Source organism: Streptomyces sp. NPDC027189, from assembly GCF_055566975.1.
Genome location: NZ_JBVHRI010000012.1, coordinates 142013 through 155946, shown reverse-complemented (window position 1 = coordinate 155946; position 13934 = coordinate 142013). Strand labels below are relative to the sequence as shown.

The 13934-nt window shown below is 67.2% G+C and carries 10 protein-coding genes; all 10 read right to left on the bottom strand.

Features of this window, described 5'->3' with window-relative positions; translation table 11 throughout:
- Nucleotides 1-3: 3 nt before the first annotated feature.
- The 10 genes from ACZ4RZ_RS27355 to ngcE all read right to left on the bottom strand — a co-directional run bounded on the left by ACZ4RZ_RS27355 (nt 4) and on the right by ngcE (nt 13728).
- Nucleotides 4-1467 carry an ArnT family glycosyltransferase gene (locus ACZ4RZ_RS27355; protein ID WP_467748442.1) on the bottom strand — a complete coding sequence of 488 codons (1464 nt, stop codon included), beginning with the start codon at nt 1465-1467 and terminating at the stop codon, nt 4-6.
- Nucleotides 1468-1540: 73 nt separating this feature from the next.
- The gene (locus ACZ4RZ_RS27350) at nt 1541-3064 is read right to left on the bottom strand and encodes an amino acid permease (RefSeq protein ID WP_467748440.1); all 1524 of its coding nucleotides are present in this window, start codon (nt 3062-3064) and stop codon (nt 1541-1543) included.
- Between the two features lie 146 nt (nt 3065-3210).
- Nucleotides 3211-5142, bottom strand: a complete 1932-nt coding sequence (gene dxs, locus ACZ4RZ_RS27345) for a 1-deoxy-D-xylulose-5-phosphate synthase (RefSeq protein WP_467748439.1) — start codon at nt 5140-5142, stop codon at nt 3211-3213.
- Nucleotides 5143-5396: 254 nt separating this feature from the next.
- Nucleotides 5397-6689 (bottom strand): sugar ABC transporter permease, encoded by a 1293-nt coding sequence (locus ACZ4RZ_RS27340; protein WP_467748438.1) that lies wholly within the window; start codon nt 6687-6689, stop codon nt 5397-5399.
- A complete protein-coding gene (locus ACZ4RZ_RS27335; protein ID WP_467748437.1) occupies nt 6686-7477 on the bottom strand; it encodes an ATP-binding cassette domain-containing protein in 792 nt (263 codons plus the stop codon). The genes ACZ4RZ_RS27340 and ACZ4RZ_RS27335 overlap by 4 nt, the downstream gene beginning before the upstream one ends.
- 182 nt (nt 7478-7659) lie before the next feature.
- Nucleotides 7660-8757 (bottom strand): substrate-binding domain-containing protein, encoded by a 1098-nt coding sequence (locus tag ACZ4RZ_RS27330; RefSeq protein ID WP_467748628.1) that lies wholly within the window; start codon nt 8755-8757, stop codon nt 7660-7662.
- Nucleotides 8758-8890: 133 nt separating this feature from the next.
- Nucleotides 8891-10090 (bottom strand): ROK family transcriptional regulator, encoded by a 1200-nt coding sequence (locus ACZ4RZ_RS27325; RefSeq protein WP_467748435.1) that lies wholly within the window; start codon nt 10088-10090, stop codon nt 8891-8893.
- Nucleotides 10091-10332: 242 nt separating this feature from the next.
- Nucleotides 10333-11271, bottom strand: coding sequence for a carbohydrate ABC transporter permease (locus ACZ4RZ_RS27320; RefSeq protein ID WP_467748434.1), 939 nt, complete (start codon nt 11269-11271; stop codon nt 10333-10335).
- 17 nt (nt 11272-11288) lie between these two features.
- A complete protein-coding gene (locus ACZ4RZ_RS27315; RefSeq protein ID WP_467748432.1) occupies nt 11289-12221 on the bottom strand; it encodes a carbohydrate ABC transporter permease in 933 nt (310 codons plus the stop codon).
- A gap of 58 nt (nt 12222-12279) precedes the next feature.
- A complete protein-coding gene (ngcE, locus tag ACZ4RZ_RS27310; RefSeq protein ID WP_467748430.1) occupies nt 12280-13728 on the bottom strand; it encodes an N-acetylglucosamine/diacetylchitobiose ABC transporter substrate-binding protein in 1449 nt (482 codons plus the stop codon).
- Nucleotides 13729-13934 lie beyond the last annotated feature (206 nt).

The following is a 13934-nucleotide window of genomic DNA, read 5'->3' as shown; positions in this document are numbered from 1 at the left end:
TCCTCACTCCCCCGGCACCCGGGCGTACAGCACCGCCCCGTCGACCCTCCCCACCTCCTCGTAGCGTGCGGCCAGCAGGCGGCGCAGGCTCGGGACGCGGTCGGGGGCGTACGGCTTGCCGCGGGAGTCGTCCACCACCAGGTCGGGGGTGTGCGCGCTCATCTCCTGCCGGAACACCGGCCAGGCGCCCGCGACGGCGTACTTCTCTCCGACCTGCGGGCCGTCGCGCCCGCCGCTGTAGTTGGTGAGGAGCCCGGCGGTCAGATAGCGGCTGGCGGGGGTGCGGTCGGCGAGCCAGTACGTCTCGGGGTGTATGCCCCACACCAGGACCCGGTCACCGGGGTCCGTACGGCGGGCCACCGTGTCCGCGAGCCGCTGCGCGTGGGTGAGTTCGGGGCGCGGCGCGAGCAGCCCCCAGGTCAGGAACAGCGTGCAGCAGCAGGCCGAGGTGAGCAGCGCGGTCACCAGCCGGTCACGGGGCAGGATCTGCAGCGCGGCCGTCGCCAACAGGGCCAGCGACGGGATGAGTTGCAGGTAGTAGTGGCCGAAGAAGTGGAAGCCCAGCATGACCGCCCCCGCCGACGAGGCCAGCCACAGCCAGAGCTCCGCCGACCCGGTGCGAGCGACGCGCAGGACCCGTACCACCGGAGGGATCAGGCCCGCGCAGGCCACCGCCAGGATCCCGGTGTTGACCAACCCTCGCACCAGGACATGGAGTTCGGAGCCGGTGAAGGAGGCGTACGCGCCCGACCCGGTGACCGTCCAGAACAGGAACCCCGCCGGGTCGGTGAGCAACGCCGCGCTCAGTACGGGAAGGGCCAGCCCAACTCCCAGCCGGACCAGGCCGCTTCGGGGCGCCGCCGCGGACCGCCACAGCAGCCACACCACCGGCACCAGCACCGCCCCACCCGTCTGCTTCGCCAGCAGCGCGCACCCGACGGCGAGCCCTGCCGCGCCCCAGCGGCGCCGGTCCGCGCACCACATCGCCGCGGCCGTGCACGGCAGCATGAAGACCTCGAAGGTCGCGGCCTGCGCGTCCTCGGGGTTGAGCCCGATGGAGGCCAGCAGATACAGCACGCCCGCCGTACGCCCGGCCGCCGCGCCCCAGCGGCGCCGGGCCAGGGACGCCAGCAGCACGGCGGTCGACAGCTGGGCCAGCACCGCGAGGAGCCGTACCGAGGTGAGCGAGCCGGAGCCGCACACCGCGAACGCCGCCTCGTACAGCCACGGCACGAGCGGCGGCTTGCGGTCCACGACCGTCTCGTACAGCTCTCCCCCGTTCGCCAGCAGCCGCGCCTGTACCGCGAGATAGCCCTCGTCCGGGTTCCACAGCGGTCGTACGAAGGAGGGGGCACGGGTGAGGCAGACCAGCACCGCGAGGGCGGGCAGCAGTCGTCTCCAGTAGCCGCGGCCCGATCCTCGCGACTCGGCTACGGAGCGTGGTGATCCCAGGAGCTCGGCGAGCATACGGTGCACGCTATCCGGCCCCGCAGTCTCCATCGAAGCGGGACATACGGGGCCGGAGCATCAACCGGGCCGATTACTCGGCGCCCCGGCCCGGCGGCCTCAGCACTTGGCCCACCGTCGTCTCCTCGTGACGGCCCAGGCGGCTGTGCGAACGCCCGTACAGGAAGTAGACGACGAAGCCGATCACCATCCAGATGGCGAACCGGAGCCAGGTCTCGGCGGGCAGGTTCAGCATCAGCCACAGCGTGGCGAGGACGGACACGATCGGGAGGAACGGCACCCACGGCGTGCGGAAGGAGCGGTGCAGGTCGGGGCGGGTACGGCGGAGGATGATCACGCCGATGGCGACGACGACGAAGGCGAAGAGCGTGCCGATGTTCACCAGTTCGGCGAGTTCGCTGAGGCTGGTGAAGCCCGCCAGGATCGCGATGATCACACCGAGCAGGATCGTCGGCCGGTGGGGGGTCTTGAAGCGGGGGTGGACGCGGGAGAAGAAGCGCGGCAGCAGTCCGTCACGGCTCATCGCGAAGAACACCCGGGTCTGGCCGAGGAGCAGGATCATGCAGACGGTGGTCAGGCCGACGGCGGCGCCGAAGCTGATCACGCCCGCGTACCAAGGGTGCCCGAGGGACTTGAAGGCATCGGCGAGCGGGGCGTCCACGGACAGCTGGGTGTAGTGCTGCATGCCGGTCACCACGATCGCCACGGCGACGTACAGCACGGTGCAGATGAACAGCGAGCCGAGGATGCCGCGCGGCATGTCCCGCTGCGGGTTCTTGGTCTCCTCGGCGGCGGTGGCCACGACGTCGAAGCCGATGAAGGCGAAGAAGACCACGGAGGCGGCGGTGAAGATGCCCATCACACCGAAGTTGGACGGCGCCCAGCCGAACATCAGCTGGATGAGCGGCGCCTTGAGATTGCCGGCCGCCTCCACCGCGTGGGCCTTCGGGACGAACGGCTTGTAGTTGGCGGACTTGACGAAGAAGGCACCCGCGATGATCACGATGAGGACCACGGTCACCTTGATGGCGACGACGACCTCGGTGACGCGCGCGGACAGCTTCATGCCGAGCACGAGGATGACGGTGAGCACCAGCACCAGGGCCGCGGCCAGGATGTCGAAGCCGAACCCCGTGGCGCCCTCCCGGCCGCTGAGCGACTCCGGCATGTGCCAGCCCGCGTTGTCCATGAGCGAGCGGATGTAGCCGGACCAGCCGACGGCGACCACCGCCGTGCCGAGCGCGAACTCCAGGACCAGGTCCCAGCCGATGGTCCAGGCAGGCAGTTCGCCGAGGGAGGCGTACGAGAAGGTGTACGCGGATCCGGCCACCGGGACCGTGGAGGCGAACTCCGCGTAGCAGAGCGCGGCGAGTGCGCAGACGACGCCGGCCACGACGAAGGCCAGGGAGACCGCCGGGCCCGCGTTCTCCTTGGCGACCTTGCCGGTGAGGACGAAGATGCCGGTGCCGATGATGACACCGACGCCGAAGACGGTGAGATCCAGAGCGGACAGCGACTTCTTGAGTGCGTGCTCCGGCTCCTCAGTGTCCAAGATCGACTGTTCGACCTTCTTCGTTCTGAAGAGGGTGCTGCTCACGACCGTACCTCCCACGCTCGTCGTCCTCGACATGATCGAGAGGGCTCGTGCTGCGTATGCCCCGAGATAAGTGGATTCACGCGAAAGGGCCGGTTTCACCACCCGTACAGGGTGCTGAAACCGGCCCATCGGACCCGGCGAGTACGTCAGTCGCGCGCGGGTTCCACCGAGTCCACGGCCTGCGCCGTCGTGCGGTCGAAGCGCCCGTCGAGCTTGGCGACGAGGCCGGTGACCTGGCGGGCGATGTCCGGCGCGGTCAGACCGATCTCCGCCATGACCTCCTTGCGGGAGGCGTGGTCGAGGAAGCGCGGCGGGATGCCGAAGTCGCGCAGCGGGATGTCGACGCCCGCGTCGCGCAGAGCCTGCGCGATCGTCGAACCGACGCCGCCGACACGGGAGTTGTCCTCGACGGTGACGACCACGCGGTGCTGCTCGGCGAGCGGGGCCATGGCCTCGTCGACCGGCTTGACCCAGCGCGGGTCGACGACCGTCGTGGAGATGCCCTGCTTGTCCAGGAGGTCGGCGATCTCCAGGCACATCGGCGCGAGCGCGCCGACGGAGACGAGCAGCACGTCGGGCACGTCGGTGCCCGGGGCGCGCAGCACGTCCATGCCGCCGATCCGGCCCACGGCGGGCACGGCCGGGCCGACCGCGCCCTTGGAGAAGCGGACCACGGTCGGCGCGTCCTTCACGTCGACGGCCTCGCGCAGCTGGGCGCGGACCTGGTCGGCGTCGCGCGGCGCGGCGAGCCTGAGGCCCGGCACGACCTGAAGGATCGACATGTCCCACATGCCGTTGTGCGAGGCGCCGTCGGTGCCGGTGACGCCCGCCCGGTCCAGGACGAAGGTGACGCCGCACTTGTGCAGGGCCACGTCCATCAGCACCTGGTCGAAGGCGCGGTTGAGGAAGGTCGCGTAGACGGCGAAGACGGGGTGCAGTCCGCCGGTGGCGAGGCCCGCCGCGGAGACGGCGCCGTGCTGCTCGGCGATGCCTACGTCGTAGATGCGGTTCGGGAAGGCGTCCGCGAACTTCTTCAGGCCGACCGGCTGCAGCATCGCCGCCGTGATCGCGACGATGTCCTTGCGTTCCTTGCCGAGCTCGACCATCTCGTCGCCGAAGACGGAGGTCCAGTCGGCACCCGACGCCTTGATGGGCAGGCCCGTGTCGGGGTGAATGGGGCCGATGCCGTGGAAGCGGTCGGCCTCGTCCTGGAGGGCGGGCTGGTAGCCGCGGCCCTTCTCGGTGAGGCAGTGCACGATCACCGGGCCGCCGAAGCGCTTGGCGCGGGCGAGCGCCGACTCCAGGGCCTCGATGTCGTGGCCGTCGATCGGGCCGACGTACTTCAGGCCCAGGTCCTCGAACATGCCCTGCGGGGCGATGAAGTCCTTGAGGCCCTTCTTGGCGCCGTGCAGGGTCTCATAGAGAGGCCTGCCGACGACCGGGGTGCGCTCCAGGAGGTCCTTGCCGCGGGCCAGGAAGCGCTCGTAGCCGTCCGTGGTGCGCAGGGTCGCCAGGTGGTTGGCGAGGCCGCCGATCGTGGGGGCGTACGAACGCTCGTTGTCGTTGACGACGATGACCAGGGGGCGGTCCTTGGCGTCGGCGATGTTGTTGAGCGCCTCCCAGGCCATGCCGCCGGTGAGGGCGCCGTCACCGATGACGGCGACGACGTGGTCGCTCTTGCCGCGCACCTCGTTGGCCTTCGCGAGGCCGTCGGCCCAGCCGAGGACCGTGGAGGCGTGCGAGTTCTCGATGACGTCGTGCTCGGACTCGGCCTGCGAGGGGTAGCCGGACAGGCCGCCCTTCATCTTCAGCTTCGAGAAGTCCTGACGGCCGGTGAGCAGCTTGTGGACGTAGGACTGGTGGCCCGTGTCCCACAGCACCTTGTCCTTCGGCGACTCGAAGACGCGGTGCAGGGCGATGGTGAGCTCCACGACACCGAGGTTGGGGCCGAGGTGGCCGCCTGTCTTGGAGACCGCTTCGACGAGAAAGGTCCTGATCTCGCCGGCCAGCTGGTCCAGCTGCTCCAGGCTGAGCCGGTCCAGATCGCGCGGTCCCCTGATGCGGGTCAGCAGCGGCACCCGTGCCTCCTTGCAGTAGAGCTGTTCGAGCTTTGCCGGGTCTGTCGAGTCTAATGTTCCGCCTTTCACGGCGACGCCCGGGCTCCGCGTTGTACGTCGCGCGTTCGGCCGTAAATCATCCATGCGCACGTTCCCTTTACGGCGGTTCGCACGCCCCGTTCCCGTACGGGGAAGTCCCCGGGTACGGACATGGAAGTGCCCGGTACCGCCGTTGGTACCGGGCACTTCGTCCAGGGCCGGAAGAGGCCGGACCGCTAGGCGCGGCCTGCCGTCTTCTGGGTCTTGCGGGTGACGGCGTCGATGACGACCGTGGCGAGAAGCACACCACCGGTGATCATGTACTGGACCGGAGAGGCGATGCCCTCCAGGGCCAGGCCGTACTGGATCGAGACGATCACGAGTACACCGAGCAGCGCGTTCCAGGTGCGGCCACGGCCACCGAAGAGGCTGGTGCCACCGATGACGGCCGCCGCGATGGCGTTCATCAGGAGGTCACCGGCGCCCGCGCCCTGGTTGGCGGAGGCGATCTTCGAGGCGATGAACAGACCGCCGATCGCGGCGAAGGTACCGGAGATCGCGAAGACCGAGATCCGGACCATCTCCACATTGATACCCGCACGCCGGGAGGCCTCGACGCTGCCGCCGAGCGCGAAGATCTTGCGCCCGTACGAGGTACGGCGCAGCACGAAGTCCGTAAGGAGCAGCACCGCGACGAAGATCACCACGGCCAGCGGCAGACCCTTGTACTGGTTGTAGAGGATCGCCACGGCGAAGGAGAGGATCGCCAGGAGCGCGGTGCGCACGATGATCTCGTTCACCGGCCGGGACGGCACACCCGCGGCCTCGCGGCGGCGGTTGCCGAAGAAGGAGGTGAGGAAGTACACAGCGGTCACGGCGATCGCGAGCGCGTAGGCGGCGGCCACATCGGTGAAGTAGTAGCTGGTCAGCTTGGCGACGACGCCCTCACTGTCCAGGTTGATGGTGCCGTTGCTGCCGAGGATCTGGAGCATGAAGCCGTTCCAGAACAGCAGACCCGCCAGCGTGACGGCGAAGGCCGGCACACCGATGCGCGCGAAGACGAAGCCATGGATCGCACCGGCTGCCGTACCGGTGAGGATGGCCAGCACGAAGGCGAGCCACTCGTTCATGCCGTGCGTGACATTCAGCACCGCGAAGGCGGCACCCGCGACACCGGAGACCGAACCCACCGACAGATCGATCTCGCCGAGCAGCAGTACGAAGACGATGCCGACGGCGATCATGCCCGTGCCGACCATGGCGACGGAGATGTCGGAGAGGTTGCCCGCGGTGAGGAAGTTCGAGTTGAGGCTGGCGAAGATCGCCCAGATGATGATCAGGCCGATCACGACCGGGATGGAACCCAGGTCGCCGGACTTCATCTTCCGCTTGAACTCGGAGATGTAGCCCGCGAAGCCCTGCTCGCGAACGAGCAGCCGGGGGTCGACGGCGGTGACCGCCGCGGCGGCCGCCTCCGGGTTCTCCACGGCGTGGTCCTCGGGGGTGGCGGAGGTCTTGTCGATGCTCACTTCTGAGCCTCCCCATTGCTGCGCGCCGCACGACGGGTCACGGCGTTGTCCGTGGCGCCCGTGATGGCGGAAATGATCTCTTCCTGGGAGGTCGACTTGACCTCGAAGACGCCGTTGTTGCGCCCCAGGCGCAGGACGGCGACCTTGTCGGCCACGGCCTTGACGTCAGCCATGTTGTGGCTGATGAGGAGCACGGCGTGACCGCGCTCGCGCAGCCGCTCGACCAGGTCGAGGACCTGTGCGGTCTGCTCGACGCCGAGGGCCGCGGTGGGCTCGTCGAGGATGACGAGCTTGGGCTCGCCGAGCATCGAACGGGCGATCGCCACGGTCTGGCGCTGACCGCCGGAGAGCGAGGCGATCGGGATACGGACGCTGGGGATGCGGATGGACAGCGTGTCCAGCAGCTCGCGGGAGCGGCGCTCCATCTCCACCTCGTCCAGGACACCGCGCTTCTTCAGCTCGCGGCCCAGGTAGAGGTTGCCGACGACGTCGATGTTGTCGCACAGCGCGAGGTCCTGGTAGACGGTCGCGACGCCCAGGTTCTGCGCATCGTGCGGCTTGTTGATCTGGACGGCCTTGCCGTCCCACTCGATGACGCCCTCATCGATGGGGTGCACGCCGGCGATCGTCTTCACCAGCGTGGACTTTCCGGCGCCGTTGTCGCCCACCAGGGCGACCACTTCACCGGCGTGGACCTCAAGCTCTACGTCGGTGAGCGCCTGGACGGCACCGAATCGCTTGGAGACCCCGCGCAACGCCAGGACAGGCGTAGCGGACACGTGAACCATCTCCTTCGCCGCCTGACCCGGCGGGAGGTTGTGCAGAAGTTTGTGGAGGGGGGTTGTTCCGTCCGGCGCCCCGCCTAGCTTGCGGGGCTGTTGAATGCGGGGCGCCGGAGGGGCTCAGTACGCAAGTCCCGTACGGGAATTCAAGAACGAATTCCCGTACGTGGATAGAGACTTGCGGTGGCTTACTTCAGACCGATCTTGTCGCAGTCGGCCTTGTACGCGGTGGTGCAGATGTCGTTGACCGTGTAGACGCCGTCCTTGATGACGGTGTCCTTGATGTTGTCCTTGGTCAGCGAGGTGACGGCGACGAGCACCGACGGGACGCCCTTGGTGGTCGGGCTGTCGACCTTGTCCTTGGCGATCGTGTCGAGCGACTTGCCCTGGGCGAGCGCGACGGCCATCTCGGCGGCGGCGTCGGCCTCGGGGGCGTAGGGCTTGTAGACGCTCATGTACTGCGTACCGGCGACGATGCGCTGCACACCCGCGAGCTCGGCGTCCTGGCCGGTGACCGGGACGGAGAGGCCCGCGGCCTTCAGGGCGGTGATGATACCGCCGGCCATGCCGTCGTTGGCGGAGTAGACGCCGATGATGTTCTTCTTGCCGAGAGCCGAAATGGCGCCCTCCATGTTGGAGTTGGCGTTCTCCGGCTTCCACTCCTTGGTGTCGTACTCCTTGCCGATGTTCACCTTGCCGTCGAGCACCTCGTGGGCGCCGGCCTTGAACTGAGCGGCGTTCGGGTCGGTGACCGACCCGTTCATCATGACGATCTTGCCGTCCTTGGCCTTGGAGCCAAGAGCCTTGAGGAGGGCCTCGCCCTGCGTCTTGCCGACGGTCTTGTTGTCGAACGAGGTGTAGGCGTCGATCGGGCCCTGCGCGAGACGGTCGTAGGCCACGACCGGGATGCCGGCGTCCTTGGCCTTCTGGACCGAGTTCTTGATGGCGGCAGCGTCCACAGCGTCCACGATCAGCACGTCCACCTTGTTGGTGATCATCGTGTCGACCTGCTGGTTCTGCGTGCTGGCGTCCTGCTTGGCGTTGGCGTAGACGACCTCGCCCTTGTTGTTCGTCAGCTCCTTGATCTTCTTCTCGATCAGGGGCTTGTCGAACTTCTCGTAACGCGCGGTCTGGTTCTCGGGAAGGAGCAGACCGACCTTGATCGCGTCGCCCTTCTTGGCAGAGCTGGAGCTGTCGCTCTTGTCACCGGACTCCTTGGCACTGCCACAGGCGGCCAGCGAGACGGCCATCGCACCAGCGGCAACGGCAACGGCGGCACGACGCATACGCGTGTTCACTTCAGAAACCTCCCTGACGAGGCCGCGTCGTTGCGGCCGAGGTGGCTGGAAGTCAACTCGGCCACACGTGCGACGTCAAGAAGTAAATACTTAACGAGATGGCAACGGTGCCATGCGTTCTCTAAGTGAAGGCGGGGGCAACAGTAGACAGCGATCCGTCCAAAAGGGTCGAATCACCCATCTCGCTGAGCGCGAGAGCGAGTGCCCCGAGGACCTCCGCGCGGCCGCCAAGTGCCCCTGGCAACACCGAGAGTTGACGTGCGGCGCTGGGGATCGCGTAGCGGCCGACCGACTCCCTGATGGGCCCGAGAACCAGTTCCCCGGCCTCGGCGAGATCGCCACCGAGGACCACCCGGCTCGGGTTGAGCAAATTGCAGAGATTCGCGACTCCACTGCCGATGTGACGACCGACGTCGGCGATCACCCGACGACAGCCCGGATCCCCGTCCCGCGCCAGCCTGACCACGCCGTCCATGGTCAGATCGGTGCCGTGACTGGACTGCAGGAGCGGCAGCACATAGCGCGCCGCCGCAAAGGTCTCCAGACAGCCCCGGTTGCCGCAGCGACAGACGGGGCCGGATTCATCAAGAGTGATATGACCGATTTCTCCCGCGGTACCGCCAGGCCCGCGGTAGATCTTGCCGTCGATCACCAGACCCGCGCCGACACCGCTGGCGACCTTGATGTACGCCAGGTCCTTGACCCCGCGCCCGCTCCCCCAGACCATCTCGCCGAGCGCGCCCAGGTTGGCGTCGTTGTCCACGTACACGGGCACGCCGAGCCGCCCCCGCAGCTCCTCGGCGGGCTTCGCGCCGGTCCAGCCCGGCAGGATGGCGGTGGACCCCAGGGTCCCCGACTCCACGTCGATCGGGCCGGGCACGCCGAGCCCGACACCCGCGATCTTGGACCGGTCGACCCCGGTTGCCGCGATCAGGCGGTTGACCAGCTCTTCCGCCCGGTCGAAGCCCTGCGCGGCGGAGGCGTCCACATCCAGCGGCTCGGACTCCTCGGCCAGTACCTGGTGGGCGAGATTCCCGACCGCGACGCGCAAATGCGTATGCCCGAAATCGACCCCGATGACGATGCCGGCGTCCCCGCTCAGACTGACGCTGCGGGCCCTGCGGCCGCCCGCCGAAGTGGGTGTCACCTCGACCGTTCCGCCGTCCTTGAGCTCCCGGACGATATTGGAAACGGTCGCGGCGGACAGGCCCGTCGTCCTCGCGATCTCCGCCTGCGTGAGCGAACCGGCAAGGCGCACCGCACGTACGACGCGCTCCAGATTGGCTCGGTGCAGCGACGACTGCGACCCCGGAGTCTCCATCGACTCATCCACTCCTGCCCTCAGCCGGGCGGCCCCGATGCCGCCCGTGTGATCCAGGTCACAGCAATGGAACCCGGGTCACTTACAAGTTGTGAACTCCAAGCTCCGCTGAACGGGTTACCGCAGTCAAGTCCTTGACGGAAATCGGGTCCGTTGAGCCGTATTCCGTTTCCGTCACCGTCCGGACACGCGTACGCCACCCCTGGGTCGGAGGTGGCGTACGTGAAGGATGGGTCGGGGCGCTACTTGAGGGTGGCCGAGGTGAGCCCTGCCTGGACCTGGCGCTGGAAGGAGAGGTACACGACGAGCATGGGGATCATCGCGATCGTCACACCCGCGAAGAGGACGGGGAGGTCGGTGGCATACCCCTGCTGTTGCTGGAGCTGGATGAGGCCCTGGGTGAGAACGTAGCGTTCCGGATCCGAACTGTTCTGCGGCTGCATCAGGACGGACGGCAGGATGTACTGGTTCCACTGGCCGAGCACGTTGAAGATGCCGACGCTCAGCAGTCCCGGCTTGGCCATCGGCAGCATGACCTGGAAGAACGCCCGGGTGTGCGAGGCCCCGTCGAGCACCGCCGCCTCGAAGACCGCCGTGGGCAGCGTGCGGAAGAAGGCGTGCATGAAGAACACGGTGAACGGCATCGAGTAGGCGACGTACACCAGGATCAGCCCCTGGTACGTGTTCAACATGTCGAGACGCTTGACCATGAAGAACAGCGGCACCAGCGCGAGGAAGACGGGGAACATCGCCCCGCCGACGAAGAAGTAGTAGATGAGCCGGTTGCCCGGGAACTCGTAGCGGGCCAGCACGTACGCCGCCATCGAGCCGAAGAGCATGGTCAGCGGGACCGAGAACACCAGCACGATGAGGGTGTTCGCGAAGTAGTCGCCGATGCCCTTGTTCCAGGCTCTGCTGAAGACGTCCAGCTGCCAGTTCGAGGGCCAGCCGAGGGCGGAGCCGCCGATCTGCGCGTCGGTCTTGAAGGAGCTCAGGATCAGCCAGAGCAGCGGCAGGATGATCAGCACGGCCCACAGGATGAGGAATCCGTGCGAGAAGACATTGAGGGAGAGTCCCTCGGTGCGCCGGTCGCCGGGGCGCGGCGGCGCCTTCTTGACCGCTCGTTGCGGGGGTACGCCGTCGCCGTCGACCTTCGTCGGCTCGGTGATGGGTGCGCTCATAGTCGTCTGTCTCCCGCTCAGAACTCGATGCGCTCGCGGCGGGTGGCGCGCAGCGTGACCACGGACAGGATCAGGGTGAGGAGGAGCATGATGACGCCCATGGCGCAGGCGTAGCCGCTCTTTCCGTAGTAGAGGAAGTTGCGCATCATGACGTTCGCCATGACCTCGCTGTGGTGGTCGGGTCCGCCGCCGTATCCCGTTCCCTGGGTCATGGTCGAGACGAGGACGAACATGTCCATCGCGATGATGCCGAGATAGACCCAGGCGGTCTGCACGGTGTCCCACAGCAGCGGCAGGGTGACGCGGAAGAAGGTGTGGGTGCGGCTTGCGCCGTCGAGCAGGGCGGCCTCGTAGATGTCCCTCGGGATGGACTGCATGGCGGCGGAGAACAGCACCAGGTAGAAGCCGACGCCGTGCCAGACGACCACCGCCATCAGGCACCAGAGCACCAGGTTGGGCTCGTTCATCCACTCGACGGGATTGTTCGCGTCGACCAGGCCCAGCTTGATCAGCAGGCCGTTGAGCAGACCGCCGCTGTCACTGCGGTAGAGCGCTCCGAAGAGCACCGCGACGATCGCGAGCGACAGGACCTGCGGGAAGAAGTAGACGATCTTGTAGAAGCGGGACCCCGCGACGCCCGACACACCGCCGGCGCGGCCCCGCCCGCCCGCGTTCACCATGAAGGCGAAGAAGAGGGCGAGCAGGATGGTGATCACCGGGATGAACACCAGGAACAGGATGTTGTGCCAGATCGCCTTCAGGAATACGTCGTCCTGGAACAACGCCTTGTAATTGTCCAGGCCGACGAAACTGAAGGTCTGCGACTGGCCCCGCCAGTCGGTGAAGGAGTAGCCGATGGTCTGTATGTACGGCCAGATCACGAAGATCAGATACAGCGCCAAAGGTGCGAGGAGAAACCCCGCGACGAACCGGTACTGCCCTTTTCGCATGGCATCCTGCCCCTGGTGTTCCGGGTGTGCGTAACCCTGGTGTTCCGGGTGTGCGTGATCAGTCGCGGTGGTTCTTCTTGGACGCCGGGTCCTTGGCCGCCTTGTCGACGGCCGCCTGGGCCCGCTTCAGCCATTCCTTCGGCTGAATTCGCTTGGCCATCAGCTCGTTGGACGCGTTCTGAATGGAGACGTCCATCTCGCTGTACCAGTTGGGGTACAGGTAGTTGAAGGTATTGTCGCCCGCCGCCTTCGAAGCCTCAACGGTCGACTGCGTACCCGGGCGCAGCGTCACGCCGGCGCTCACGCCGTCCTTGAGGATGGTGAGCGAGTTGGCCTTCTGGGCGAAGAGCGTCGACCACTCCTTGGAGAGCATGGAGCGCATGAACTCCTTGGCCTGGGGCAGGTTCGCGGCCTTCGCGGGGATGATGAAGGGCTCGCCCGAGCCGGCCCGGATCGCCTCGAACGGCAGCTTGCTGTCGGGCAGGCTGGGCATCGGCATGAACTTCATGTCGAAGTCGGCCGGGGTCTGCTTGAGCTGCTCGTTCTCCAGCCAGGAACCGCAGGTGATGAACGCGGCCTTGTACTGGTTCCAGCGGGTCTGCGACTCCGTGTGCGTCAGGCCATTGGTGCCCGGCATCAGGTAGCCCTTCTCGACGACCTCGTAGATCGCCTCGATGGCCGCCGCCGCCGCGTCGGACCCGACGAACGCCTTGGGGTCGAGATTGTCGATCGCCTTCATGGCGTCCAGACCGCCCTTCTTGGCGATCAGGTCCATGATGGCGACGTTGATGTAGTACGGGTACTTGCCCTGGTGGGCGAGGCCGCCGATGCCCTGCGACTTGGCGTCCTTGCAGATGGCGAGGAAGTCGTCCCAGGTCTTCGGCACCTCCCAGCCCTTCTCCTTGAAGAGCTTGCCGGAGTACCACAGACCCCACACCGTGTAGATGTAGTTGAGGGCCACGACCTTGCCGCCCTGCAGGCCCGGGTCGAGCGTGCCGGGGATGAGCGTGTCGCGGACCTTCTTGCTCGGGTCGTCGATGGACGGCGCGTCGAGGACCGAGGCCAGGTCGAGCAGGTTGCCGTTCTTGTAGAGCACGTCCAGCTTGATCTGCTGGGCACCGGAGTCGTCGACGATGTCCGGCGGGTTGCCGCCGTTGAAGCGCGGCTGGAGCTTGCCGGTGATCTCCTGGGTACCGGTGTGGGCGGTGGTGGTGCCCCACTTCTTGTCGAAGGCGGCTTCCCAGGCTTTGGCGTAGTCGTCGCCGTATCCACCCTTGAAGACGACGACATCGAGCTTGCCGCCCTTCTCCAGGCCGAAGGGGTTGGTCTTGCTGGTCTTGCCGGTGCCCTTGTCGCCGGAGTTGTTGTCATCGCCTCCGCCGCTCGCACATGCGGACAGGAAGCTCATCGTCGGTACGGAGATCAGGCCGAGTGCAGCCGACCGCTTGATCAGATCACGGCGGCCGACACCCTCGGGGCTGCTGTTCTCGGCGGAAGTGGATCCCATGCTCAAGTCCTCGCCTTCTCCAGGACTCAGGCGGTGAACCGGATCCTCCCCGGCACCGCGGTTAGGTCAAGCTGGGGTCGTGCGTGGGGGATTCAGTGGGACGACGCGACGGTAGGTGTATGTGACACGGTCCGCTGCCTCCCGATTTCCCCCCCGGGTCCTGCCAGTCCACGGCCGTCGAACGGCTTGGCAGACGCCGACAGGTA

What these genes read in the sequence shown, in the direction of transcription:
- ACZ4RZ_RS27355 (WP_467748442.1), bottom strand. Translation starts at nt 1,467, where the DNA reads ATGCTCGCCGAGCTCCTGGGATCACCACGCTCCGTAGCCGAGTCGCGA.
- ACZ4RZ_RS27335 (WP_467748437.1), bottom strand. Translation starts at nt 7,477, where the DNA reads ATGGTTCACGTGTCCGCTACGCCTGTCCTGGCGTTGCGCGGGGTCTCC.
- ACZ4RZ_RS27330 (WP_467748628.1), bottom strand. Translation starts at nt 8,757, where the DNA reads ATGCGTCGTGCCGCCGTTGCCGTTGCCGCTGGTGCGATGGCCGTCTCG.
- ACZ4RZ_RS27325 (WP_467748435.1), bottom strand. Translation starts at nt 10,090, where the DNA reads ATGGAGACTCCGGGGTCGCAGTCGTCGCTGCACCGAGCCAATCTGGAG.
- ACZ4RZ_RS27320 (WP_467748434.1), bottom strand. Translation starts at nt 11,271, where the DNA reads ATGAGCGCACCCATCACCGAGCCGACGAAGGTCGACGGCGACGGCGTA.
- ACZ4RZ_RS27315 (WP_467748432.1), bottom strand. Translation starts at nt 12,221, where the DNA reads ATGCGAAAAGGGCAGTACCGGTTCGTCGCGGGGTTTCTCCTCGCACCT.
- ngcE (WP_467748430.1), bottom strand. Translation starts at nt 13,728, where the DNA reads ATGGGATCCACTTCCGCCGAGAACAGCAGCCCCGAGGGTGTCGGCCGC.